27 protein-coding genes, 1 pseudogene and 1 riboswitch are annotated in these 23,680 nt (G+C 64.8%); of the genes and pseudogenes, 15 read left to right on the top strand and 13 right to left on the bottom strand.

Translation table 11 applies throughout. The features are described 5' to 3' along the window. Positions 1 to 99 (top strand): annotated as a pseudogene (locus B4394_RS25030) (VOC family protein); the annotation flags it as partial. Positions 100 to 112: 13 nt separating this feature from the next. On the opposite strand, the gene B4394_RS04300 reads toward B4394_RS25030, so the two are convergent. Together B4394_RS04300 and B4394_RS04305 are read right to left on the bottom strand one after the other, a co-directional pair. Further along, positions 113 to 1,795, bottom strand: coding sequence for an FAD-dependent oxidoreductase (locus B4394_RS04300; protein ID WP_139359941.1), 1,683 nt, complete (start codon positions 1,793 to 1,795; stop codon positions 113 to 115). Next, on the bottom strand, positions 1,795 to 2,850 hold the full coding sequence (locus tag B4394_RS04305) for an AurF N-oxygenase family protein (RefSeq protein ID WP_078312669.1): 1,056 nt from the start codon (positions 2,848 to 2,850) through the stop codon (positions 1,795 to 1,797). Before B4394_RS04305 ends, B4394_RS04300 begins: the two co-directional genes overlap by 1 nt. A gap of 213 nt (positions 2,851 to 3,063) precedes the next feature. Between B4394_RS04305 and serC the strand changes: the two genes are divergently transcribed. Further along, complete coding sequence (serC, locus tag B4394_RS04310; RefSeq protein WP_078312668.1) at positions 3,064 to 4,179, top strand: phosphoserine transaminase; 1,116 nt, start codon at positions 3,064 to 3,066, stop codon at positions 4,177 to 4,179. A gap of 80 nt (positions 4,180 to 4,259) precedes the next feature. On the opposite strand, the gene B4394_RS04315 is transcribed toward serC, so the two are convergent. Both B4394_RS04315 and B4394_RS04320 read right to left on the bottom strand, forming a co-directional pair. Further along, on the bottom strand, positions 4,260 to 6,116 hold the full coding sequence (locus tag B4394_RS04315; RefSeq protein ID WP_078314304.1) for a glycosyltransferase family 39 protein: 1,857 nt from the start codon (positions 6,114 to 6,116) through the stop codon (positions 4,260 to 4,262). Further along, a complete protein-coding gene (locus B4394_RS04320; protein WP_078312666.1) occupies positions 6,113 to 7,336 on the bottom strand; it encodes a bifunctional glycosyltransferase family 2/GtrA family protein in 1,224 nt (407 codons plus the stop codon). Before B4394_RS04320 ends, B4394_RS04315 begins: the two co-directional genes overlap by 4 nt. 390 nt (positions 7,337 to 7,726) lie before the next feature. On the opposite strand from B4394_RS04320, the gene B4394_RS04325 reads away from it, so the two are divergent. Beyond that, positions 7,727 to 8,674: an alpha/beta hydrolase family protein gene (locus B4394_RS04325; protein WP_078314319.1), complete on the top strand. Its 948-nt coding sequence runs from the start codon at positions 7,727 to 7,729 to the stop codon at positions 8,672 to 8,674. Between the two features lie 2 nt (positions 8,675 to 8,676). Then, positions 8,677 to 9,063: a hypothetical protein gene (locus B4394_RS04330; RefSeq protein WP_078314306.1), complete on the top strand. Its 387-nt coding sequence runs from the start codon at positions 8,677 to 8,679 to the stop codon at positions 9,061 to 9,063. Here the strand turns inward: B4394_RS04330 and B4394_RS04335 are convergent. Together B4394_RS04335 and B4394_RS04340 are read right to left on the bottom strand one after the other, a co-directional pair. Beyond that, a complete protein-coding gene (locus B4394_RS04335; protein ID WP_078314308.1) occupies positions 9,056 to 9,916 on the bottom strand; it encodes a PaaX family transcriptional regulator C-terminal domain-containing protein in 861 nt (286 codons plus the stop codon). The two genes, B4394_RS04330 and B4394_RS04335, sit on opposite strands and share 8 nt — an antisense overlap. Before the next feature lie 69 nt (positions 9,917 to 9,985). Beyond that, positions 9,986 to 11,215, bottom strand: coding sequence for a saccharopine dehydrogenase family protein (locus tag B4394_RS04340; protein ID WP_078314310.1), 1,230 nt, complete (start codon positions 11,213 to 11,215; stop codon positions 9,986 to 9,988). 105 nt (positions 11,216 to 11,320) lie between these two features. Between B4394_RS04340 and B4394_RS04345 the strand changes: the two genes are divergently transcribed. The 4 genes from B4394_RS04345 (at position 11,321) to sepH (ending at position 13,621) form a co-directional block, all read left to right on the top strand. After that, complete coding sequence (locus B4394_RS04345; protein WP_078312662.1) at positions 11,321 to 11,665, top strand: YidH family protein; 345 nt, start codon at positions 11,321 to 11,323, stop codon at positions 11,663 to 11,665. Between the two features lie 59 nt (positions 11,666 to 11,724). Next, a complete protein-coding gene (locus B4394_RS04350) occupies positions 11,725 to 11,970 on the top strand; it encodes a DUF202 domain-containing protein (RefSeq protein ID WP_502688426.1) in 246 nt (81 codons plus the stop codon). 90 nt (positions 11,971 to 12,060) lie between these two features. Next, positions 12,061 to 12,537: a lipoprotein LpqH gene (locus B4394_RS04355; protein ID WP_078292777.1), complete on the top strand. Its 477-nt coding sequence runs from the start codon at positions 12,061 to 12,063 to the stop codon at positions 12,535 to 12,537. A 265-nt stretch (positions 12,538 to 12,802) separates the two neighbouring features. After that, positions 12,803 to 13,621, top strand: coding sequence for a septation protein SepH (gene sepH, locus B4394_RS04360; RefSeq protein WP_078312660.1), 819 nt, complete (start codon positions 12,803 to 12,805; stop codon positions 13,619 to 13,621). A 13-nt stretch (positions 13,622 to 13,634) separates the two neighbouring features. Here the strand turns inward: sepH and B4394_RS04365 are convergent, their stop codons facing one another. The 4 genes from B4394_RS04365 to B4394_RS04380 are packed head-to-tail and all read right to left on the bottom strand — an operon-like array spanning position 13,635 to position 16,544. Continuing rightward, entirely contained in the window at positions 13,635 to 13,946 is a 312-nt protein-coding gene (locus tag B4394_RS04365; protein WP_078314312.1) for a DUF2537 domain-containing protein, read from the bottom strand. After that, positions 13,943 to 14,755 (bottom strand): TrmH family RNA methyltransferase, encoded by an 813-nt coding sequence (locus tag B4394_RS04370; RefSeq protein WP_078312658.1) that lies wholly within the window; start codon positions 14,753 to 14,755, stop codon positions 13,943 to 13,945. Before B4394_RS04370 ends, B4394_RS04365 begins: the two co-directional genes overlap by 4 nt. Next, the gene (locus B4394_RS04375; protein ID WP_078314314.1) at positions 14,756 to 16,078 is read right to left on the bottom strand and encodes an MFS transporter; all 1,323 of its coding nucleotides are present in this window, start codon (positions 16,076 to 16,078) and stop codon (positions 14,756 to 14,758) included. Between the two features lie 34 nt (positions 16,079 to 16,112). Next, entirely contained in the window at positions 16,113 to 16,544 is a 432-nt protein-coding gene (locus B4394_RS04380) for an Rv0880 family HTH-type transcriptional regulator (RefSeq protein ID WP_078292782.1), read from the bottom strand. An 80-nt stretch (positions 16,545 to 16,624) separates the two neighbouring features. Here B4394_RS04380 and B4394_RS04385 point away from each other — a divergent pair, with 80 nt between their 5' ends. Continuing rightward, positions 16,625 to 16,870, top strand: coding sequence for a DUF2530 domain-containing protein (locus B4394_RS04385; RefSeq protein ID WP_078312656.1), 246 nt, complete (start codon positions 16,625 to 16,627; stop codon positions 16,868 to 16,870). Between the two features lie 42 nt (positions 16,871 to 16,912). After that, positions 16,913 to 17,374: an SRPBCC family protein gene (locus B4394_RS04390; RefSeq protein ID WP_078314316.1), complete on the top strand. Its 462-nt coding sequence runs from the start codon at positions 16,913 to 16,915 to the stop codon at positions 17,372 to 17,374. Here the strand turns inward: B4394_RS04390 and B4394_RS04395 are convergent. Further along, positions 17,371 to 18,108 (bottom strand): DUF3027 domain-containing protein, encoded by a 738-nt coding sequence (locus B4394_RS04395; protein ID WP_078312654.1) that lies wholly within the window; start codon positions 18,106 to 18,108, stop codon positions 17,371 to 17,373. The two genes, B4394_RS04390 and B4394_RS04395, sit on opposite strands and share 4 nt — an antisense overlap. Before the next feature lie 37 nt (positions 18,109 to 18,145). On the opposite strand from B4394_RS04395, the gene B4394_RS04400 reads away from it, so the two are divergent. Next, positions 18,146 to 19,813 carry an MFS transporter gene (locus tag B4394_RS04400; RefSeq protein ID WP_139359942.1) on the top strand — a complete coding sequence of 556 codons (1,668 nt, stop codon included), beginning with the start codon at positions 18,146 to 18,148 and terminating at the stop codon, positions 19,811 to 19,813. Then, a complete protein-coding gene (locus B4394_RS04405) occupies positions 19,810 to 20,310 on the top strand; it encodes a DUF2771 domain-containing protein (RefSeq protein ID WP_078312652.1) in 501 nt (166 codons plus the stop codon). The genes B4394_RS04400 and B4394_RS04405 overlap by 4 nt, the downstream gene beginning before the upstream one ends. On the opposite strand, the gene B4394_RS04410 is transcribed toward B4394_RS04405, so the two are convergent. After that, positions 20,307 to 20,999 (bottom strand): DNA alkylation repair protein, encoded by a 693-nt coding sequence (locus tag B4394_RS04410; protein ID WP_078312708.1) that lies wholly within the window; start codon positions 20,997 to 20,999, stop codon positions 20,307 to 20,309. The two genes, B4394_RS04405 and B4394_RS04410, sit on opposite strands and share 4 nt — an antisense overlap. 28 nt (positions 21,000 to 21,027) lie before the next feature. Continuing rightward, a complete protein-coding gene (locus tag B4394_RS04415) occupies positions 21,028 to 21,441 on the bottom strand; it encodes a cold-shock protein (RefSeq protein WP_078292787.1) in 414 nt (137 codons plus the stop codon). A gap of 92 nt (positions 21,442 to 21,533) precedes the next feature. Here B4394_RS04415 and moaA point away from each other — a divergent pair, with 92 nt between their 5' ends. From moaA to B4394_RS04435, 3 genes are all read left to right on the top strand, one after another. After that, on the top strand, positions 21,534 to 22,526 hold the full coding sequence (moaA, locus tag B4394_RS04420) for a GTP 3',8-cyclase MoaA (protein ID WP_078312651.1): 993 nt from the start codon (positions 21,534 to 21,536) through the stop codon (positions 22,524 to 22,526). After that, a complete protein-coding gene (locus tag B4394_RS04425; protein ID WP_078312650.1) occupies positions 22,527 to 22,775 on the top strand; it encodes a MoaD/ThiS family protein in 249 nt (82 codons plus the stop codon). A 291-nt stretch (positions 22,776 to 23,066) separates the two neighbouring features. Further along, a riboswitch (cyclic di-AMP (ydaO/yuaA leader) is annotated at positions 23,067 to 23,244 on the top strand. A 10-nt stretch (positions 23,245 to 23,254) separates the two neighbouring features. Further along, positions 23,255 to 23,680, top strand: a 426-nt coding sequence (locus B4394_RS04435) for a transglycosylase family protein (protein WP_139359943.1), incomplete at its 3' end; no start/stop codon positions are given.

Genomic DNA, 23,680 nt, shown 5'->3' on the forward strand with positions numbered 1-23,680 from the left:
ATCAAGGATCCGTTCGGACACCTGTGGTCATTGGGTCAACCGGTCAAGATCGTCAACCCCGAAGACCTCAAGAAGTACGCCGCGGGCGGCGTCGACTAACGCCGAACAACCGCTATCGCAGCAAGTCTTCCAACGCAGACCCGCGAATTGCCTTGCGCCACAATGGTGGCTGCGGGGCATTCGCGGCAACGCGGAGCATCTCGGGCACCGAGACGAACTTGTCGCGCGGACGGCCTTCACCCTTACCGCGCGCAATCTCCGCACGGTCGATCGCCAGCCAACCATCGTGGCCAACGATCGTCGGCTGCCGCCGCTGAATCAGCTTGGACAGACCCGACAGCCGGTGCGCCGGATCGGCGAGCAGCCCGTGGTTGTAGTCCTCGACCAGCGAGGTGATGGTCTGCTGCGAGCACGACTTGTTGGTCCCGATGAATCCGGTCGGACCGCGCTTGATCCATCCCGCCACATAGGTGCCGGGATGCGCCTTGCCGGTGTCCGGATCGGTCACCCGCCCTTGCTCGTTCGGAATGATCGCACGCTGGTTGTCGAACGGCACGTCGGGCATCGGGACACCGCGATAGCCGATCGAGGTGAGCACCAAACCCGCTTCGATGGTGTCCACAGATTCGCCATGCTGGAACTCGATACCTTCCGCGCGCCCGTCACCGAGCACCTTGATGGGGGTGCGGTTATAGGCGAAGCGGATGGTCTTGCCGCCAGGCTCCCGAGCCTCACGCGGGCAGGTGCTGAGCACTTCCAGCTTCTGCCGCGTCAACGGCTCCAGGTGCGTCTGCAGCGCCTCGTCGACGAGGTCCGCTGTTTCCTGATCGATGACCACCGTCATATCGGGGAGGCCGACGAGACCGAGCAGCTCGGGCAGGGTAAACGCCGAATGCTCGGGACCGCGGCGCCCGACGATGACGACCTCACGCAGCTTGCTACTACGCAATGCGGTCAGAGCGGTATCCGAAATATCCGTGCGCGCAAGGCGATCGGTGTCTCCGGTGAGCACCCGCGCGACATCCAGGGCCACGTTTCCGTTACCGATGACAACGGCGCGCTGGTGATCGAGGTTCACCCGGAAATCTGTGTAGTCGGGGTGCGCGTTGATCCACGCGACCACCTGGGTGGCGGTGGCGTTGCCGGGCAATTCAATCCCCGGGATGTTCAGGCGGCGATCCGAGGACGCACCGACGGAGTAGATCACCGCATGGTGATGCGCCAGTAGTTCCTCGTGGGTGATGTCCTTACCCACCTCGACATTCAAGAAGAACTCGAAGTTGGGCTGGGCGGCCATCGTGTCAAAAAGCTTCGTCACCCGCTTGGTCTGCTGGTGGTCGGGGGCCACCCCGGCACGCACCAAACCGTAGGGGGCGGGCAGCCGTTCGAACATGTTGACCTTCACGTGCGGCTGGGTCAGCAGCTCGTCGGCGGCGTACATCGCCGCCGGACCGGAGCCGACGATCGCCACCTTCAGCGCTCGGCCGGTCGTGCGGACCGGCGGCGCCTGAATGACCGGAGCCAAACTGGCGCGGGGGATTTCGCGCGGATAGAACTCGGAGTTAATCCGCAGGAAGGGCAACTGCTCTTCCTTGAGCACCGAATCCGGCTTGATGGCATCCACTGGGCAGGCGGCAACACAAGCACCACAGTCGACACACGCGGAGGCGTCGATGTGCAACATCTCCGCCTTGAGGAAATCCGGTTCGTCAGGCGTGGGGTGGATGCAGTTCACCGGGCATGCGTAAACGCAGGAGCCCTCGTTACAGCACGCCTGGGTAACGACGTGCGGCATCAGGCGGGAACAGCGCTGTGCGAATCAGTCACTGCGGCTTCAGGGGCCGAGTAGTTCACCAGCGGGCCGCGCTGCGGCTCGCTGCGGTAGCGGGCGGCACGGCCATCGATGTGCAGCACTCGCCACACCAGCTTGGCCACCGGGTTCATCATCCCGGTCTCCCTGACCAGCATCCGGACGTCGGAGAAGACCTCGCTCATGGTCTGCCGCGAGGCCGGGCTCTTCCAGAAGATTTCCTTCATCACCTCTTGCGGGATGTCGAATCTCTTGGCGAAGCTGCGCGGCGGCGTCATGATGGCGCCCATCAGCACCCGCATGGTGATGGGGGTGGCGATCGACAACACAAACCGGTTGAACCAGTGCATGGCCGGCACGCGCTTGCGCAGGTACTCATGCGCGAAGGAGATGTGCCGGGCCTCCTCGGCCACGTGGATCTCCATGACGCGCTTCATGATCGGGTGCAGATTGTCGCCCTCGCGCAGCACGTTCTTCTGCGTGTGGTCGATGGGCTCTTCACCGGCGAGCACACCCACGAAGAACATCTCGGGGAACGGCGTGGAGGCCAGCGGAACGAACGGGGACAGCCAGCGCAGCAGGCGCGGCATCCCGGGTACGTCGACACCGAGGCGGTTGACCATCTCCTGGAACATCAGGGTGTGGTTGCACTCTTCGATGGACTCGTGGTTGAGGTACCGGAACTCCGGTGAGCCATTGGGGACGCTGAACGCGTACTGGATCAGACCGCGGATCAGGATGCTCTCGAAGTGCAGACCAACCTTGGCGACATTGGCCTGACGCCACATGCCGATCTCAATCTGCTTCTCCAGCGGCTGCGCCTGGTACCACGGGTGCCGGCCGAACGGATCGGTCCGGTGCGGGAGAACCCAGCGCGGATCATTGGGGACGACGGCATACTCCGGGTTATCCCAGTCGATATCGATGAAGGGATCGAAGTTCCGGTTCGTGGAGCCGTGCGACAAGGTCTCGAGTACCTGGACGTAGCTCGCGTCGGCGCGTACTTCCTTCTTCGCGCGGAGCTTCTCGCGGAGCGACATGGCTTATCTCCTTTGATTCGTCCAAAGACGCGGTAACGGACCTGCAAACTTTTACGTTCTGGGGCTACTTGGAAGTCTACAAGCTCTGGGCGAGTGTAAACAGGGCGAGAAGCCCCTATCTAGGTTTGGGACGAAACGTCCCATGTGACGTTCTCTGCACGCATTGTTTTATGTGAGGCAGGTCTCATTGGGTCACCGTTTAGGCTGGTAGCCGTGGCTGAATTGACCATCCCCGCTGACCTCCTGCCCGCCGACGGACGTTTCGGCTGCGGCCCCTCCAAAGTGCGGCCCGAACAGCTGCAATCGCTCGTGACCGCCGGAGCCTCCCTCTTCGGTACTTCGCATCGGCAAGCGCCGGTCAAGAACCTGGTGGGTCGCGTCCGCGAGGGGCTCAAGGAGCTCTTCTCCGCACCCGACGGTTACGAGGTCATTCTCGGCAACGGCGGCTCCACCCTGTTCTGGGACGCCGCCGCCTTCGGCCTGATCCGCGAGAAGTCGCTGCACTTGACGTTCGGCGAGTTCAGCTCCAAGTTCGCCTCCTGCGTGGCCAAGAACCCCTTCGTCGGAGATCCCATCAAGGTGACCGCCGATCCCGGTGGCGCGCCCGCGCCCGTCTCGGATCCGTCGGCCGATGTGATCGCCTGGGCCCACAACGAGACGTCGACCGGCGTCATGGTTCCGGTACAGCGTCCGGCCGGCTCCGAGAACGCGCTGGTGCTCATCGACGCCACCTCCGGCGCCGGTGGCCTGCCGGTGGATGTCACCGAGGCAGACGCCTACTACTTCGCGCCGCAGAAGAATTTCGCCGGCGACGGCGGGCTGTGGCTTGCTGTCATGAGCCCGGCCGCGCTGGAGCGCGTGGAGGAAATTGGCGGCAGCGGACGCTGGGTGCCGGACATCCTGTCCCTGCCCATCGCGGTGGAGAACAGCCTCAAGAACCAGACCTACAACACCCCTGCCATCGGAACGCTGCTGCTGCTGGCCGATCAGATCGACTGGCTGCTGAGCAATGGTGGTCTGGACTGGGCCACCAAGCGGACCGCCGATTCGGCATCGCGGCTGTACACCTGGGCCGAGGCGACGGCGTACACCACACCCTTCGTGGCAGACCCGGCGCAGCGTTCGCAGGTGGTGGGCACCATCGACTTCAACGACGACGTGGACGCGGCAGCCGTTGCGAAGGTGTTGCGCGCCAACGGTGTTGTGGACACCGAGCCGTACCGCAAGCTGGGCCGCAACCAGCTGCGGGTGGCGATGTTCGCGGCCATCGATCCCGAGGACATCTCGAAGCTGACGCAGTGCATCGATTGGGTCGTCGAGCGCCTCTGACCCAGTATTTCCTGCCTCGAGTGGGAACCTCGCGAGGAAAATCACCGCAAAAGCCTCGCCAGGTTCCCACTCGACGGGAGTTACCGTGCCGTCAGGTCATAGACATCGACGTCGTCGATGGTCTGTTTGGCGAAGGTTTTCTGCACCCACTCGCGGATGGATTTCGAGGTCTCACTGCCGGGGGCGCCGAATCCCTCGCCGTGGTTAGCGCGCTCCCCATCTAAGAAGAAGTGGATCTGACCGTCGGCCACGTACTGCTGGAACTGCGCCAGCGTCGGTGACGGGTCGGTCCCGTTGAACCCTCCGATGGGCATGACGGGCCGACGAGTGGACAGCTGGTAACCCGACGCCTGGTTGGAGCCCACCGCGGCGGCCACCCAGGTATAGCGATCGGCGTTAGCCTCCAGAGCCGCGACAATATTGGGGCCCGGATCGCTTCCATCCAGCAGACCGCCACCGCGCTGGGAACCGCGCTCAAATTCCGGACGATGCTCTCGCTCGGGCATATCCGGGAAGTCCGGGAAACCGCCTCCCTTGACCTCGGGCCCAGCCGAGGGAAGCGCTCCGCTGTGCGGCGTCGCGATGGTCTGGACCGAGTACGCGATCGGACCGGCGAGCGCCACCATGAGCGAGATGGCGACGACAGCCTTGGGATATCTGTTCAGGACGATGCCGAGAAGTGCGATCGCCCCCAGGGCCAATATCGCCCAACGCAGCCACGGCTGGAACTCCGCTGACCGGCCCAGCAGAATCCAGGCCAGCACTGCGGTAAACGCCAGAGTGGCCGCTAAAGATGCTCTTACCCAGGGTTTTTCGCGCTCCCGCCAGGCCAGGAATCCGCCCGCGCCCACAAGTGCGGCAACGGCAGGTGCCAGGGCCACCGAGTAGTAGGGATGGAATATGCCCTGCATGTAACTGAACACGGCGCCCGTGGTGAGCACCCACAATCCGAAGACAAGCAGCACTGCCCGACGCGTATCCGTCCGGGATTCCCTGCGCAGCAGGACCAATCCCAACACCGCCAGGAACAGTGCCGCCGGAAGCAGCCAGGCAATCTGCCCGCCCAGGGCTGGTTGGAACAGCCTGCCGATCCCGGGTTCGCTCCCGAAGTGGCCGCCGAAGCCATACATCTCGTCACGCGGACCCGAGGCACTGCCCTTCTCGTTACCGTTGATGCGGCCCAGCCCGTTGTAGCCGAGGGTGAGCTCGAGGATCGAGTTATCGGGCGATCCGCCGATCCACGGGCGTGAGCCGGGTGGCCACAACTCGACAGCGACGATCCACCATCCCGCCGAAACTACCGCCGCGGCAGCCGATCCGGCGAGCTGTGCCAGACGCTTCCCGACACCCACGGGTCCGGCGATCAGGTAAGTCACGGCGATGGGCGGGATGACGAGCAGGACTTGCAACTGCTTGGTCAGGAAACCGAATCCGACCAGCGCCCCGACCAGGAGCAGCCAGCGGGTGCGGCCATCCTCGATGGCGCGTAACAGCGCCCACACCGCGGCGATCATCAGGAAGACCAACAGCGCGTCCGGATTGTTGAACCGGAACATCAGCACCGCCACCGGCGTGACCGCAAGTACCAGCCCGGCCAGCAGGCCGGCCCGGTGCCCGAAGTACCGGCGGACGGTCAGGTACAGCAGGCCGACCGACGCCACACCCAGAAGCACCTGGGGCACCAGAATGCTCCAGGTGCTGAGCCCGAAGATCCGCACCGAGAGTTCCATGAGCCACAGCGAGGCGGGGGGCTTATCGACGGTGATCGAGTTGGCGGCGTCCGAGGATCCGAAGAACGCGGCCTTCCACGACACCGAACCCGCTTGCACCGCTGCCGAATAGAAGGAGTTGGCCCAGCCGTTGGTGCCGAGGTTGATCAGGTAGGCCGCCGCGGTGCCGATCAGCAGAAGACCAACGCTGATCCGCTCGCGAATCATCGAGCGTTCGCGCTTCTGAACACCCAACGCAATCCGACGAACCGGACCAGGGTTGCGACCAGGTTGGCCACGGTCAGCACGATCAGCAGCAGATGCTTGGAGGCGTCCGGAACCAGGTGGTGCATCGCGACAAGCGAGCCACTGGTCAAGGCCAGCCCGATGCCGAAGATGACAAGCCCCTGGAACTGATGCTTGGCAACGTTGCGCCGCCCCCGCACCCCGAAGGTGAAGAACCTGTTGGCAGAGGTGTTGAGCACGGCGGTGATGAGCAGCGCCAGGAAGTTGGCGGCCTGATCCCCCACCGTCCCGTGCAGGACGAGGAACAGTAGCGCGTAGGCCAACGTGCTTGCCACACCAATGATCCCGAATCGCACCAGCTGTCCGACCATTCCGGGAGGCACACCCTCGACGAGTGGTTCACGGCCGAGGCTGTGGCGAAGCTCGTCCAGCGGCAGGGTGCCGAGCATCAGCGCCCGGCCCAACCGCCAGATCCCGAGCAGGTCCTTGCGCACGGTGTCGACGATGTCGACCCGGCTGTCCGGGTCATCGACCCAGTCGACGGGTACCTCGTGAATGCGTAGGCCGACGCGCTCGGCCAGCACCAGCAGCTCGGTATCGAAGAACCATTCTTTGTCCTCGACAAGCGGAAGTAGTTGGTGCGCAACGTCGGTACGGATCGCCTTGAAGCCGCACTGGGCGTCGGAGAACCTCACCTGCAGCGACGCATGCAGGATCAGGTTGTAGGTGCGGGAGATGAACTCGCGCTTGGGGCCGCGGACCACACGTGAGTTGCGGTTGAGCCGCGACCCGTAGGCGACATCCGAGTGACCCGAGATCAGTGGTGCGACAAGCGGCATCAGCGCGTTGAGGTCGGTGGACAGGTCCACATCGCAGTAGGCGACAACTTCGGCGTCCGAGGACAGCCACGCCGCGGCCAGAGCGCGCCCCCGGCCCTTCTCCTCTAGGTGCAGCACGTCAACACCGCCAAGCTCATCGGCGAGCCGATGGGCGATCTGCAGGGTGCGATCGGTGCTGGCGTTGTCGGCGATGGTGATGCGCGCCGTGTACGGCACCTCGTTGGCCAGGAACTCGTGCAGGCGGCGCACGCACGGTTCCAGGTCGTTTTCCTCGTTGTATACGGGGATCACGATGTCGAGGGTCGTCGCGAGTACTGCGGTCGGTGCCGTCGCGGTCTCGATCGGCTGCATCACACTGGTCACATCAGTGACAATGGTGTCTCCGGCTCCGACGCGACTGGGTCGCCACTGTGAGTTTCCTGTGAGGGGTTACCGCCGCGCGGCTTCGCGCTCCCGGGCATCCCGCACCACGAGGTCGTAGTCGGACAAAGCCGGTTCGGCGGCCAGCCGGTGCCGGTAGACATCGGGCGTCCACGGCCGCGGCATTCACGCATGCCTATACGCGCTGGCACGGCGCACCCCCCAGCACACGCCTTCCCTGAACACACACTCCTAATCTATTGATTCATATACGATCGTGTGGTGTTTAATAGTTTTGGCGTCTCCTTCCGCCGTGCGAATCGCCGGAACAAGTGGCTCCTCGTCGCCCTGGCCTGCGTTATCGCGCTGATCTTGGGTGCCGGCGGCTGGGTGATGCACGCGAATGACTTCGCGATCAGGACCCAGCGGTTGACCATTCCCGGCCCAACCGGGCCGCTCGAGGCAACACTCGCCGTGCCCCAGCATGGCGACGGACCATTCGGCGTGGTGGTTTTCGTGCATGGCGACGGTGCGGCGAACGCGACACGCGACGGCTTCTACGAGCCGATATGGGAGTCGTTCGCCAAGGCGGGGTTTGCCTCACTGTCCTGGAACAAGCCGGGAGTCGATGGGGCACCGGGGAATTGGCTCAGTCAAAGCATGCACGACCGGGCCGCGGAAGCTGAGGCGGCGATCGACTGGGCACGCCAGCGCACCGATATCGACCCGCGACGGATCGGGATGTGGGGCATCAGCCAAGGCGGGTGGGTGGTACCCGAGGTCGCCGCACGTCGGCCAGATCTGGAATTCGTGATTCTCGTTGGCGCGGCGGTGAATTGGCTACGGCAGGGCAAGTACAACCTGCTTGCCGAGCTGCGGGACCGCGGAGCCTCCTCATCTGACATCGACGCCGCGTTAAGTCGCCGAGAGAAGTCGCTGCAAGCACTGCGCGGCAATGCCACCTACGAGCAGTACCTTGCAGTCCAACAGGATTCGGATCCCATGTCGGCTGATCGGTGGAGTTTTGTGCACAAGAACTATCGGTCCGATGTGACCGATATCCTGCCGCAGGTCACGGTGCCGGTCCTGCTGGCGCTCGGCGACGAGGACCTCAACGTCGATGTCGACGAGACCGAGCAGGCCTACCGGCGGGCACTGCCGCCGCACCAGCTGACGGTGCAGCGATACCCGAAGGCGTCCCACAACATCGTCAAGGCCGATCTGGACAACGACCAGAGTTGGCGCTCGACGATGGTCGCGGTGTTCTCCCCGCGTTCGCTCTACGCCCCCGGATATTTGGACAACTTGCGGAACTACGTTGCCGGACAAGCAGTGCGCTGAACGTGCGGAGCAAGCGGCACACCACGCGACGGCTGGCGTTCTACGAAGCCGCGGGTGCCGTAACGCTGGCGGTGGCGACGATGCCCTTTTCCTCACCGTGGAAGGGCGCCCCACCACCGTGGGTTCAGCTGCTCGGCCTGACGTTTCTTCTCGGAATGCTTGCCGCCAAGCTGTTCGTCTTGCGCCGAATCACTGCCGCAGTGACACTTGCGAACCTCAACAACGTACTGCGCCTTCGCCTGACCGTTGGCGTGTACACATTGGCGGCATTCATACTCTCTCCGCTACCACCGTCATGGGGCTGGTTCTGGTCTGCGCTGACGATTCTTGGCGCCATGCTGGGCGCCGCGGCGATCGCACGGATGATGCGCACCGGACGGCTCAGATGATCTGCCGTATGGCTTCGGCGTACCAGCCGAACAATTGAACGGGTTGTTCAGCTTCATATTTCGCAAGCTCGCCCCAGCACGCGGCGACCGCTGCTCGGGCGGCAGTGCCCACCCAGGGCTGCGCGAGCAGCTGCGGCGGTAAAAGCGGGTCGGGTTCGACCGCCTGGGTGAACTCCGCCGCCAGCACGACGGCGAGGGTGAGAACTTCGGTCTGCGACGCGGTGCGCAGCGCGGGAAGAACCCCTTCCGCCACCGCCAGGAGCTTGCGGTGCCGGTCGGCGATCGCATTGATCGGCCATAGCCGCTCAGCCAGCTCTCGGGCCCCGGATTCGCCGCCGAGTACAAGATCGGTCGTGGTGAACATCGTGATGTGATCAGCCACGCCGAGTTGTTCGGCCGTCGCCCCAATGCGCGCCTCCCAGTCGTTGGCACACACATAGAGGCCACCCTGGATTGGCGCGCCACCTAACCGAAGGATGCTGTCGCGCATGGCATCACGGGCCGAGCGAACCGATTCGGGTACCGCGAACGCAACAAGATGCCACCGGCCATCCCACGGGGCAAGGCCGCGATCCTGCTCGTACATGAAGCGCACGAAGTCCAAATCCGGTTCGAGGGTGCTCCTCGTCGCCCCCGTGGCATGCAGAATCGCCTTGCGGCCCCGCCCCTCCTGCGTAAAACGTCCTTCGGCCACAAGTCGTTTGACGCACAGGCGGACCTGCTGGTCGCTCATGCCGAGAATATTGGCGACGTCATAGAGCTCGCCGGCAGCAATGGTCGCGTCCTGGCGGATCATGCTCTCGACCACACTGCGGGTAGAGACATCAGAGTTCAGGACGTGTTCGATGTCCAAACGTTCACCTCACGAAGCCGCCGCCACATTATGTTCAATCATCCTACGTTCGGCGGTACCCCGATCGAATCAAGGCAGTGACTCCCGCTCAAGCAGGTACGGCGAAACCCCACTGTCACACCCGAGTGCCACTGAGAGATCGGCGAAGAACCGCTGCGGCTCGATGACCACCTCGGGCGGGTGAACGCCCGCGCGACGTGCCGTGCCGTCGATCACCTGAGCCATACCCAGGGCCAGTGGCACGCCGGTGATGCGAGCCATATCCCGCAAGGCACTTCTGATCGGTTGTGATTGCGGGCCAGCCATATTCAGGCGCGCGACCGCGGCACACCGACCTCCCTGCCGCTCGCCCGTGACCGCGGCGAAGAACGGCGGGAGCGTGCCGGGGCCCCGCAGGCGAAGCGCTGTCCACGCGGAGCGCACCGTGCGACGCCATCCGGGCACCGCGAACGCGACCGCAGCCTGTTCCAGAGTGAGCAATCCGGCGTCGATATCGCGCCGCAGCGCGTCGAGATACGCTACCGTCCACGGCTTGATGACCATGAGGTTCAGTGCGGTGCCGATCGGCTTCAGGCTGCGTTGCAACGTGATCGGCTCCGGATGTCCAATCGAATAGGCGGTGCCGCGGTGTCCCGCCGGCAGGTCCAATACGACCGGTCTCAGCGGACGCTGCTCGGCGAGCTGCCCGGCACCCACCGCAGTGATCGTGCCGCTCGCCTGCTCCATCCAATGCACTGCCGCGGCAGTAGGCCGGCCACCTGAGCTCAACAACTGGGCCTTACCTTCGGTGTCGTCACCGTCGGTGCCGACATCTACTGGCCACGCCGTGTAGATATCGTGGATCGAATCGAATCCTGTTGCGGCGATGGCGGCGAGCAAGTTACTGATCCCGGGACTCGCCCCCATACCAATCACCGCACAGACCCCGTGCTCACGTGCCAACTCGTCCAGCTCGAGCATCTGCAACGTCGGCTCCCAGTCGTCGCAGATGTCGAGATAGTGCGTTCGCGTCTCGATCGCCGCGCGCAGCACCGTCAATCCGAAACGGAAGTACGGACCAACGGTGTTCAGAACGAGATCGGCCGGTTCCAGGACTCGACGCAACGCCGCCTCATCGGTGACATCGACCTCGACGGCCCGGACCGGTACGCGGCCCTCCCTCAACTGTCGCGCCAATCCCTCGGCAGCACCGAGATCGCTATCGGCGATGACGATCTCCCCGACACCCGACATTTCCCGAGCGGTACGCACGGCAACAGCACCCATTGCGCCCGCCCCACCCAAAGCTAAAACCTTCATACATCCATAGTACCTATCAATTTCACTACGATCGTCTCTAGATTGATAGAAACTGAGAAACCAACCCGCTCCGGCGCCGGCGCGCTGCTCGGTAAGTTGGGCGGGGTGACGGAACCGCCCGAAGACCCCCAGATCGACTACCGCTTCACCCTGGCCAACGAACGCACGTTTCTCTCATGGATCCGCACCGCGCTCGGACTGCTCGCCGGCGGTGTCGCGGTCCAGACTCTCGTCCAACCGTTTCACCACGCCGGAGTCCGGCATGTCCTGGCAGCGTCTTGCCTGGCTCTTGCCGTGGTGGTGTCGATTGGCGCATATGTGCATTGGCGCGACGTGAAGGAGCGGATGGACCGGGACCAACCACTCAAGGGCACCCTGCTGGTTCCTCTCCTCGCTGTCAGCATCGGACTGGTCGCGATCCTCGCGTCGATCGCGGTCTTCTACCGATGAGGGCTGCCCACGAGACCCGCGCTGCCGAGCGCACGGCGCTGGCCTGGCTTCGCACCGGGTTGGCGGCCGCGGGAACCGCCGCGGTGTTCATCACCCACGCACTCATCCACAAACAGACCGCGGGGGCATCATTGATCGCCACCGGGGTCGTGCTCGGCGTCGTCGCGATCAGCACCGTGCGCCATCATGCGCTGGCCCGGGGACACTGGCACCACGGCGCCAGGCCCGTCGCACTGACCACCCTGACCGTGGTGGTGGTGATTCTGCTGTCAGCCGGAATCGATATCTCAAATCTGGGTACGTAGGTATACCGGCGTTCCGCGTACCCCGCCCCGTTACCGACCCATACTTTGTCCTGTCCGGCTCCACCCCTCATCACATATAAGGAGAACGCTATGAAGCGTGGGCTTGTGGTCGCCATTGGCGGCGCGGCGATTATCGCCGCAGGTCTGGTCGGCTGTTCGAGCGATAAGGACAAATCCGAGACCAAGGGCACCACCGTCAGCAACGGCGCCGGCGCGGTTGCGACCAACAGCAGCGCCAAGGTCGTCATCGACGGTAAGGAGCAGAAGATCGAAGGTGCTGTCGTCTGCCAGGCCTCGAACGGCAACGTCAACATCGTCATCGGCAGCGGCGCTCAGGGCTTTGGCGCTGTGGTGACGGAAGGCGATTCACCGACGGTGAAGTCCGCGGGCCTGGGCAGCCTCAGCGGTCAGTCGCTGGCATTCTCCGAAGGCACCCCCGGAGCGAGCGCAAAGGCCACCAAGGACGGCAAGAAGTACCACATCGAAGGCACCGCCATCGCCGTGGACATGGCCAACCCCATGCAGCCCACCAACAAGCCATTCGAAATCGAGGTCACCTGCCCATAGGGCACGCGATCCCGATCTAGCGCGCTATCGAGTGCGAGCCTCCCGCGGAAATCACGCCAAGAACCCGCGCCAGGCTCGCACTCGATTCGCGTTAGCACCAAGCCACCCGCCTCAGCGGCAAACAACATCTGCCACACACGTCACATAGCGCGAACCCTCCGGAAAAGCAAGTAGCCCCTACCCCCGCGTGTCACCACAGAATGGCCCTCTACCTGCACTAAGGTCCGGAGAACTGGAGCATCCAGTCCAGGGCGAGGAGGACATCGTGCGCGAACTGAAAGTCATCGGATTGTCGGCCGACGGCAAGCGAGTGGTCTGCCAAGACGCCAATGGCGCCGACAAGTTCGTCATCGACGCCGACGACAGACTCCGTGCAGCCGCCCGGCGCGATCTGTCCCGTCTGGGACAGATCGAGATCGAAATGGAGAGCTCGTTGCGACCCCGGGAAATTCAGGCTCGTATCCGGGCTGGCGCCACCGTCCAGCAAGTCGCCACCTCCGCCGGAGTGGATGTCTCGCGGATCGAACGGTTCGCCCATCCGGTATTGCTGGAACGACAGCGCGCAGCCGAGATGGCCACGGCGGCCCATCCCGTTCGCAGCGATGGCCCCACGGTCAACACGCTCGCCGATACCGTCGCCGGTGCGATGTTCGCGCGGGGACTCGACCCCGACGGCATTGAATGGGACGCCTGGAAGGTCGAGGACGGCCGATGGACCGTGCAGCTACTGTGGCGCGCCGGCCGCTCGGACAACAAGGCACACTTCCGGTTCACTCCCGGGGCCCATGGCGGCACGGTGACCGCGCTCGACGATTCGGCACGCGAGCTCATCGACCCGACCTTCACCCGCAGCCTGCGCCCCGTCGCACCGGTGGCTCCGCTCCTCCCCGAGCCCGAGCCGGAGTTGTTCAACGAGCACTCCGCGCCGCAGCCCGAACCGGTCCGCGAACCGGAACCCGTGGCAGCCGAGGAGCACACCAACGTTCAACCGGCCCCCGCACCGCGGCGCTCGCGCCGGAGTAAGCCGACGGTGCCCACATGGGAAGACGTGCTGCTCGGCGTTCGCTCCAGCGGCCAGAACTAAGCGGGGCCGCGCTCTAGGTGATCAGGGCGGTCACCACGGCGGCCACCCATCCGCCGGCGATCCCGATTGCGATACCCAGCACAAACCATCGCAACACCGGACGCTCCCGCCAACCCCACAACGTTGGCGAAAGACCACCCACGGCAACAATATTGAGCAGAACCGCCCATAGCGGATGCACATGTGCCAGACCGAGACTCAGCACCACCACACCCACCGCGACCACCACGGCCACGCACATCGCCGAGACGATGCCCTCGGCCCACGGGGTGTCGGCGTCCGACGGGCCATTCACTCGTCGCGCGGGCTGAGGATCGCCGGTCATGGCGCGAGCCTAGCGCGCTCATAGAACGCCAACGCGGCGGCGGTGGCCACGTTCAGCGAGTCAGTGCCGTTGGCCATGGGAATGCGCACCCGAAAATCGCTGGCACGCAATGCGACATCGGTCAGTCCCGGGCCCTCGGCACCCACCATCAGCGCCACCTTCTCCCCCTGTAACGGCGGCATCGCGTCGGCCAACGCCCGCGAGTCCCCGGCCGGCGTCATCGCCAGCAATCGGAATCCATTGTCCCGCAGCCGGTACAGCGACTTCGGCCATTCTGGAAGGCGCGCGAATGGCACCAGCAGCGCGTGCCCCATCGACACCCGCACCGCCCTCCGATACAGCGGGTCGGCGCAGCCACTGCCGAAGAACACCGCGTCCACTCCCATTCCCGCGGCATTGCGGAAGATCGAGCCCAGATTCTCGTGATCGTTGACACCTTCCAGCACCGCCACTGTGCGTGCGCTCTGCATCAGTTCAGCCGCCGACAGTTCCACCGGGCGCCGCGCCGCGGCGAGCACCCCCCGGTTGAGATGAAAGCCGACGACCTCCGCCATAACCTCCGCACTCGCCCGGTAATACGGAACGTCGACGGGGTCGAGATCGTCGGCAAGCTCAGTCAATCGACGGTCGGTACCCAAAAGCGCGAAGGGGGCGAATCGCGAGGCCACCATGCGCTGCACAACAAGCACACCCTCGGCGATCACCAGCCCCTTGCCACTGGGCAGATCGGGCCTGCGGTCGACGCTGTTGAGATCGCGGAAACTGTCCAAACGGGGATCCGCAGGGTTGTCTACATCGATGACCAGCATCTAGACCCGCTTCGCCAGCGGCGTCGGTTCACACACCGAGGTTGCGACCGGAGCAGGCGGAATGAGTCCAGGACTTATCCGGCCGGCCACCGGAACCACCTCGGCGACAACCGGACACGGATGACGGCGCAGATACGCCGCGCATATCAGCCCCGCGGCCACCGATACCACCCCGCCGATCAGCAGCGGCATCCGTCCGCCATGCAGATCGGCCAGCCAGCCCACCAATGGGCTACCCAGCGGGGTGCCGCCCAGGAAAGCCACCATGTAGATACCCATTACCCTTCCTCGCAGCTGCGAATCCACGGACAGCTGAATGATATTCATCGCCGACGTGGTGAACGTCAGCGCGAGCAGACCCGTCGGGATGAGAGCGACGGCCACCGACAGGTAGGAGGGCATCACACTGACGACGGCCTCAGAGATACCGAAAGCCATTGCGGCGCTGTAGAACAAATTCATGCGCACCTTCTCGGTGCGCCGGGCGGCCAGGGTGGCACCTAACAGCGTGCCGATAGCCAGAGCCGTCGACAGCAGCCCGTACGACTCCGCGCCACGACCGAAGGTCTCGCGCGCCAGTACCGCGAGCGTCAGCGAAAAGTTGAGCCCGAACGTCGAGACCAGGAACACCGTCAGCATGATCATGAACAAGTCGCGTCGGTGCCATACGTACGAGAATCCCTGGCGCAGCTGCCCCTTGGCGCGAGGAACCGGATCACTTGGGTGCAGCTCATCTGGCCGCATCCGCCACAGCGCGATTCCCACACCGACGAAACTGACGAAGTTCAGCAGGAAGACCCAGCCGGTGCCGACCAGCCCGATCAGTACACCGGAGATCGCCGGCCCGATGACACCCGCGAGGTTGAACACCATCGAATTGAGCCCGACCGCGTTGGGCAGGTGCTCCGGGCCCACCATCTCGATGGTGAAGGACTGCCGGGTGGGCGCCTCGATGGCCGCGGCGCATCCCATCGCACAGGCCACCACCATCACATGCCAGATCCGGACCAGCCCGGTGACCTGCAAGAGACCGACCGTCAACGCGAACAGCGCCATCAATGCCTGCGTGACCATGAGCATCCGTCGCTTGTCGTAGCGATCGGCCAGCATCCCGCCCCATACCGACAGCAAAAGCGTCGGCCCGAATTGCAGCGCCATCACCACACCCAGCAAGAAGGCGTTGCCATGCGAGAGGTCCAGGACCAGCCAGTCCTGCGCCACGCGCTGCATCCACGTTCCGATGAGCGAGACCATCTGGCCGCTGATCCACAGCCGGTAATTGCGTGCGCGCAGCGATACGAATATCCCGCCGCGGTCAGCCACGGTAGATCATTTTAGAGACTAACGAGATTGTCAGCTAACCGTTTTCATTGACCAGCGCCGAGAGCAGGTCGGTCGCCTGCCGCAGCACCGCGCGTTGGTCCGGGGTGAAATCGTCGAGGTGCTCGCGCAGCCACTCCTCGCGGGCGCTGCGATCGGCCAGCACGATGTCTGCGCCTGCCTCCGACAGCGAGACAACTACCTGGCGGCCGTCGGTCGGATGCGCCGAACGCTCCACCAACCCGAGCTCGGCCAAGGAGGCGATCACCCGTGTCATCGACGGCGGCTGCACACGCTCGCGGGCAGCCAGCGCGCCCGGGGTCATCGCACCTTCGTTGAGCAATGTTGCCAATGCCGACAGCTGTGTCAGCGAGACCGGGGAATCCGCACGACGAAAGCGCAAATGCCGGGCCAGGCGGATGACAACAAGCGACAGATCGCTGGCCAGCCGGGCATCGGGGTCGCTCACGGCCCAAACCTTACGGCACGTCCAGGGCTTTCACAGGGACCTAGCCCGGTGTAGTTCTTCCCACGTATGCTGCGCATCTAGTGGATACCCCCGCGCCCCAACCGCCCCCGCTCCCGGCCGCACTGCTCAATCCGTGGCCGGTTGTCGTCGCAGGCACCCTGCTGTGGCTCGTTGCCAACATCTTGGCCTTCACCATTCCCGCGTTCGAATGCTGGCGTCCCATCACACTCGCCGGACTCGGTACCGGCGCGCTGGGCACGGCCATCGTCCTGCTCCAAGTGCGTGCGGCACGGCGTGGCTCACGCGGTGCGCAAACCGGCTTGTAGCTCGAAAAAACCCGTAGACACCCTGGAAAGAGGAGCAAACCCATGCCCAACGCATCACTGCTGGAAACCGTCGTCGAGATCAATGCGCCCGTGGAAAAGGTATGGGGACTGATCGCCGACCTCGACAACATGCCCCGGTGGAGTCCCCAGACTCGCAAGATGTTCGTGCGCGGACCCGTACAGGCGGGCACCAACGTCATCAACTACAACCGCAAAGGCTGGAAGGTGTGGCCGACACGGGCCGTGCTGACCGCCGTCGAGCCCAACAGGCGCCTGGCCTGGCACATCAAGGACAACCTCAGCGAGTGGAGCTATGACCTGGAGCCCACCGCGACCGGCGGCACCAGGGTGACCGAGCGCCGCGTGCTGGGCGAGAAGCGGTCGCCCATCTCCACCAACCTGCAGAACCTGATGTTCGGCGGGACTGAGGTGTTCGACGTGGTGCTCCTCGAAGGGATGCGGACCTCGCTGTCGAAGATCAAGGATGCGGCGGAAAACGCCTAGTCCGCTAGATCCAGAACGCCGTCGTCAAAGGGCTCGTACAACGGCATCGCGGAGTTGACCGGCTGCGGCGTATCGGAATGAGCGCCGCAGCCGTACTCGATGTGCACGACACGGCCGTCGGCCGCCATCGAGTTGGCGCATGCCCCGAACGCGACACCCAATGACCCGGCAAGTGGCAGGTAGAAACCGCAGGACCGGCACACCCGACGGGTGGCACGTGCCATCTCGGTATCCGGCCCCCAGTCGCCCTCGAACCACCGCTGCGCGGCGTCGACGCGCCCGGCCAGACTGAGCACCTGCTTGCGTCCCAACCCGATCTCACCCGCGGTCTCGGTGACCTGTGGATCACCGCTGTCGGTGTATCCGGGCACCAATCGAGGGTCGTTGGGCGGCGGCGCGAGCAGATCGCCGGGGCCAAGGTCGCCCGGCCGGATGCGCTGATCCCAGGGCACCCAGTTCGGTGCGCGCAGCGCCTCGGTGCCCGGCACAAGCACGACCTCACTGACGGTGGCGACGGTCGCGCCCGGTGGGGCGGCCATCACCACCTCCCAGTGCCATCCGCGGTATCCCGGCAGCTCCGCCTCGAAACGGTGGGTCAACGCGTGCAGATCGGTGCTCTCGGAGGAGGCGCCGAGGTACTTGCCCACGGTCTCCCCACTGAACTCGACGATGGCTGTACGAGCCTGGTCGATACAGGTGTAAAGGGCGTCGCGGCCGGAGATAGTGATGTCCATCGCTGACCATCTTCTCACCGTGGGGGACAATTGATGCGTGCGGGACGACTACGCGCGGTTCGGGAACCGCCAATCCGGTAGTGACTCCCCATCTCGTCGCCGAAATCAGGATGCGCGCGACGCCAACTCCCACCCGGGTATGGCCAATTATCCGACGGGCGGCGCCAAGCGGGATCCTCGTCGTGCGAGCGGCTCATCGAACCGGTATCTGCCGCCACTAGGCGACGAACACCGGGAGCGGGTGCGACGGCAGCCCCTACCCGACCAGGAGATCCCGCCGAAGCTGACGGTCACCCGGGTCGCCGCGATGCGCAGCCGTGAAATGGGCTCCCGGATGTACGGGCTGTTCCACAAGGCCGCGACGGCCGACGGCGCCGACAAATCGGGCCTGACCGCACTCACCTATCCGGTCATGGCCAATTTCGCGGTGGATGCCGCGATGGCCGTGGCTCTCGCCAACACACTCTTCTTCGCCGCCGCCACCGCCGAATCCAAAAGCAAGGTGGCGCTGTATCTGCTCATCACCATCGCGCCGTTCGCGGTCATCGCCCCGCTGATAGGTCCCGCGCTCGACCGTTTGCAACACGGGCGCCGGGCCGCGCTCGCCGCATCGTTTGGGCTGCGCATCGCGCTCGCCGTCATCATGATCGCCAACTACGACGGTGCCAGCGGCAGCTTCCCGCCCTGGGTGCTGTATCCGTGCGCGCTATCAATGCTGGTGCTGTCCAAGTCCTTTGGCGTGTTGCGGAGCGCTGTCACGCCGCGTGTACTGCCTCCCACAATCGACCTGGTTCGAGTCAACTCGCGGCTCACCACCTTCGGTTTGGTCGGCGGGACCATTGTGGGCGGCGCGATCGCCGGAGCCTTCGAGCTGTCGTTCACCCGTCTGTTCCAATTGCCCGGAGCACTTTTCGCCGTCATGGCCGCCGCGGCGGTGGGTGCCTGGGCGTCCATGCGCATCCCGAAGTGGGTCGAGGTGACTGCCGGTGAGGTGCCCACGACGTTCGGCTATCACGGCGACGACGGCGAACACCCGACGATATTGCTCCGCCGCTCCCACAAGCAGCAGGACAAGATCCGCCAGCCTCTGGGCCGCAACATCATCACCGCGTTGTGGGGCAACTGCACCATCAAGGTGATGGTCGGTTTCCTCACCCTGTACCCGGCCTTTGTAGCCAAATCCCATGATGCGCACGGCTTCCAACAGCTCGCGATGCTGGGCATGATCGGCGCCGCCGCCGGTATCGGGAACTTCGCCGGCAATGCCACCAGTGCCCGGCTCAAGCTCGGCCGCCCCGCCCTGCTCGTGGTGCGGTGCGCCAGCGCGGTCACGGTGGTGGCGCTCGCGGCGGCCTTCGCCGGGGTCCTGGCGGTGGTGGTGTTCGCGACACTGGTGACATCGGGGGTCAGCGCCATCGCCAAGGCATCGCTGGATGCCTCCCTGCAGGACGACCTGCCCGAGGAATCCCGCGCATCGGCGTTCGGGCGTTCCGAGGCGCTGTTGCAGCTGTCCTGGGTGCTCGGTGGCGCGATAGGCGTGATGATCTACACCGACCTATGGGTCGGGTTCACGGTGATATCGGCGGTACTCCTCCTCGGCCTGGCACAGACGCTGGCCAGCTTCCGCGGCGTCTCCTTGATCCCGGGCCTGGGCGGCAACCGCCCGGTGATGGCCGAACAAGAGGGTGGCAAGGTAGTCGCGTGAAGGCAAAACTGGCGGCACTTGCCGCCGTCTTGGTGTTGACCGCTGCCGCGATGGTGGGGTTCATCGCCTGGCAGCTACGCGGCTACCAGGACGAGCGGCCCGAGATCAGCGCTTTCACCCACGGCACCCTGGTGCGAGTAGGCCCGCTGCTCTACTGCGATAGAACGCTCGCCAAATGCGACTCGCCGGGTCGCATAGCCGAACTTTTCGTGAATGATGCTGAACCCGTTCAGCTTTCGGTCGACTCACAGATCTCCAAAGGTCCGTGGGCGATCACACCGGCGTACGCCGATCTGGCGGCGCCGTCGACAAAGTACGGCGACCAAGTGATCTATTGGGATCACCGCTCGGCGGTCACCGTTCCGACCGTCGACAGGGCGGGAAGGAAGCTGGTGGGTATCGAGGTGGCAGTGCCCACGGTCGGCGTCAACGAATTAGGTGAGCAGGTCTTCAAGGCACGGGCCACCTGGTCCGTGGCCACGGTCTGGCAGAACTAGCGCCGGGCTCGATACTCCGCGCGAGCCTCGGCATCGAGATGCTCCGTGGCGTAACTGAGTGCCGTGCGGCCCATTGCCGCGGCATGCACATCCAAGTATTCGACGAGTATCTCGGCGCCACAGCGCTTTCCGGCCTCACGCAGCATCCAGCCGTAAGCCTTCTGGATCAGGTCCCGGCGGTCCTCGATGACCAGCGGCGCCACCGCGAGAAGGGGTTGCGCATCACCGCGTTTGGTGAAGGCGAAGGTTCCGATGATGCCCACCCGCCGACGCCAGAGGTCATCTTCGGCCGCCAGCTCTAACAACAGCGAATAGTCCTGGCCGACAAGCCATTCCCCCAGGATCTGCTCAGCCGAGGAATCAACCAGGTCCCAGTTGTTCACCCGGCCGTCGCGAACCTGCTGCAGGTACATCTGCACCCAGGCTTCACATTCGGCGCCTTCGGCGTGGGTGAACTCCCAGACTGCCAGGATCAACCCGGTCAAGCGATGCTCGTGCACCTCACTGGCCAGCAGCCGCACCACCGCGTCGCGTCCGATGCCACGGAATCGCCGCGCAAGCTTGCGCTGATCGGGTACGGACACGCCGACGAAGACATCGCCCTCGCCGTACTCACCAGGCCCGGTCTTGAAGAACCGTGCCGACTTCGTGGCCCGGCCGGAGTCGCCGGCGGCATCGAGCGCCGCGATCACATCGTCGGCGCGGATGGAGCTCAGGTCAGGCGTCCAGCTCGCTGGCCACCGCGCGCACGACCTCGGAGACCTTGCGGGCGATCTTGCGGTCCGGGTAACGCCCCTTGCGCAGCTCGCTCTGCACCGTGCCCTCCAGCAAGGTGATCATGTCCTCGATCATTCCGTGGAGCTCGTCGGTGGTGTGCTTGTGGTTCACCGGCCCACTGCTCTCGCGGCGCGTCTTCTGCACCGAGGGTGGCGCGTCGATCAACTTGAGGCTCAGCGCCTGCGGACCGCGACGGCCCGCAGCCATGCCGAACTCGACCTTCTGTCCGGCCTTGAGCCCCTCAACGCCAGCGGGCAGCGCCGAGGACCGGACGTACACGTCCTCGCCATCCTCTTGCGACAGGAAGCCGAAGCCCTTCTCGGCGTCGTACCACTTGACCTTGCCGGTTGGCACTGCACTCACCTCACATGATTAACGCGCCCCAAATAGGGCGCGGTGAGTGGTCATCCTACTCGGCTCGTGCAAGTGGTCGCTACGCTGGACTTATGACCCCGTTGATTGATTCGTTCGGCCGCATCGCGACCGACTTGCGGGTGTCATTGACCGACCGGTGCAATCTGCGTTGCACGTACTGCATGCCCGCGGAGGGACTGGACTGGTTGCGCAGCGACGCGCTACTCACCGCCGACGAATACGTTCGGCTTATCGGCATCGCGGTGACCGAGCTGGGAATCCGTAGCGTCCGGTTCACCGGCGGAGAACCGTTGATATACAAGGACTTGGAGCGACTCGTCGCCGCGGTGGCCGCCCTCTCACCGCGACCCGATATCGCACTGACGACCAACGGCATCGGCCTGGATCGCAAGGCCGCCGCGCTACGCGACGCCGGGCTGGACCGCATCAATGTGTCGCTGGATACGTTGGACGCCGATCGCTTCGCCGCGATCACCCGCCGCGACCGGTTATCCGATGTGCTCAGAGGCCTCGAAGCCGCCGACGCCGCCCGACTATCGCCCATAAAGATCAACGCAGTTTTGACACCCGAGCAGTACAAAGAGGATGCCCTCGCACTGCTGCGGTTCAGCCTGGAACACGGATATGAGCTGCGGATCATCGAACAGATGCCCTTGGACGCCGAGCACAACTGGAACCGCGACCGCATGGTGACGGCCGACGAAGTCCACGCCGCCCTGAGCCGGGAGTTCACCCTGAGCACGGACCCGGCACCCCGTGGCAGCGCACCAGCACAACGCTGGCTGGTCAACGGAGGCCCTGCCACGGTCGGGATCATCGCGTCGGTATCGCGGCCGTTCTGCGGGGACTGTGATCGCACCCGGCTGACGGCCGACGGACAGGTGCGCAATTGCCTGTTCGCCACGGCAGAGTCAGACCTGCGCGGGCTGCTCCGCTCCGGCGCCACCGACGCGATGGTGGCGTCGGCGTGGCAGGTCGCCATGTGGGGGAAGAAACCGGGGCATGGGATCAACGACCCCTCGTTCCTGCAGCCAGATCGTCCGATGAGCGCGATCGGCGGCTAGGTGAGCATCCACGTCCGGTATTTCGCCGCTGCCGCGACCGCCGCAGGTGTCCAGGAGGAGACCGTCGAGCTCCCCACGGGGGCCTCTTTCGACGATCTAACCCGTCAACTGGCCACGAAAGGACCGGAACTGGAACGCGTATTGGCGCGTTGTTCCTTTCTTTATGACGGCGTGGCGGTCCGCGACCGCTCCCACCGGCCGGAATCAGGCTCTGTCGTGGATGTTCTTCCTCCGTTCGCTGGAGGATAGAAGTGCGCTGGCCCGTCCTTTTCCTAAGGAAGCTCTAAGGTAACTCTGAGAGTTGCATACAGGGACCCCTAGGTAATTCCGTGATCTACGACACACATCCGAAGGTCACAGAAGGGTCACGACGCGGACACGGGGTGGTGGAGCTACCCAATAACCTGCGCAGACCTCACCACCGATGGGAATAAACCCACCCCGTTGTGGACGAAACACCGGGGAATGTCCAACATGACGAGATGCGCGCGGGCACGTACCGTCATCCGAAGTCCATACCCGCGCACCGAGCTCCGTCCCTCGGGTGTGGCACCTCGTCGGTAAACCAAGGGACGGAGGCGGGGAACCCAACCGCCGGAGATCTCGATCTCCAGCACGAACCTCCATGGTTCTTGGGGTGAAGCCCGGGCAACCGGGCCGAGCGACCTCTCGTTCGAACCCGACAGCTGACCTCGCAGGTGCGTCACAGAGAGGAATACGACGGACATATGAGTGGACGGCACAGTAAGCCCACCAAGGCGGGCGCTAAAGCGGCCAAGGTCGCGGTAGCAGGTGCAGGCCTTGTCGGTGGCGGTCTGATGATGGCCGCGACGGCCGCAGCAGCCACCGATGGCGAGTGGGACCAGGTCGCGCGCTGCGAATCGGGTAACAACTGGGCCATCAACACCGGTAACGGGTACCAGGGCGGACTGCAGTTCTCGCCCAGCACCTGGATCAACAGCGGTGGTGGCCAGTACGCCCCGTCCGCTCACCTGGCCACCAAGGAACAGCAGATCGCGATCGCCGAGAAGGTGCTCGCGGGCCAAGGCCGTGGCGCCTGGCCGGTCTGCGGCCGTGGCCTGTCCGGTTCCACCCCGAGGCCCCCCCCCGCCGCGAACATCACGCCTGCCGCGCACCATGAGGAGCAGGCAGCC

Origin of the sequence: Mycobacterium sp. D16Q16 (assembly GCF_002013745.1) — a bacterium.
Lineage (GTDB): Bacteria > Actinomycetota > Actinomycetes > Mycobacteriales > Mycobacteriaceae > Mycobacterium.

Coding starts and splice junctions, on each gene's coding strand:
- B4394_RS04300 (WP_139359941.1), bottom strand. CDS start 1,795: ATGCCGCACGTCGTTACCCAGGCGTGCTGTAACGAGGGCTCCTGCGTT.
- B4394_RS04305 (WP_078312669.1), bottom strand. CDS start 2,850: ATGTCGCTCCGCGAGAAGCTCCGCGCGAAGAAGGAAGTACGCGCCGAC.
- B4394_RS04315 (WP_078314304.1), bottom strand. CDS start 6,116: ATGATTCGCGAGCGGATCAGCGTTGGTCTTCTGCTGATCGGCACCGCG.
- B4394_RS04325 (WP_078314319.1), top strand. CDS start 7,727: ATGCACGCGAATGACTTCGCGATCAGGACCCAGCGGTTGACCATTCCC.
- B4394_RS04340 (WP_078314310.1), bottom strand. CDS start 11,215: ATGAAGGTTTTAGCTTTGGGTGGGGCGGGCGCAATGGGTGCTGTTGCC.
- B4394_RS04355 (WP_078292777.1), top strand. CDS start 12,061: ATGAAGCGTGGGCTTGTGGTCGCCATTGGCGGCGCGGCGATTATCGCC.
- B4394_RS04365 (WP_078314312.1), bottom strand. CDS start 13,946: ATGACCGGCGATCCTCAGCCCGCGCGACGAGTGAATGGCCCGTCGGAC.
- B4394_RS04370 (WP_078312658.1), bottom strand. CDS start 14,755: ATGCTGGTCATCGATGTAGACAACCCTGCGGATCCCCGTTTGGACAGT.
- B4394_RS04390 (WP_078314316.1), top strand. CDS start 16,913: ATGCCCAACGCATCACTGCTGGAAACCGTCGTCGAGATCAATGCGCCC.
- B4394_RS04395 (WP_078312654.1), bottom strand. CDS start 18,108: ATGGACATCACTATCTCCGGCCGCGACGCCCTTTACACCTGTATCGAC.
- moaA (WP_078312651.1), top strand. CDS start 21,534: ATGACCCCGTTGATTGATTCGTTCGGCCGCATCGCGACCGACTTGCGG.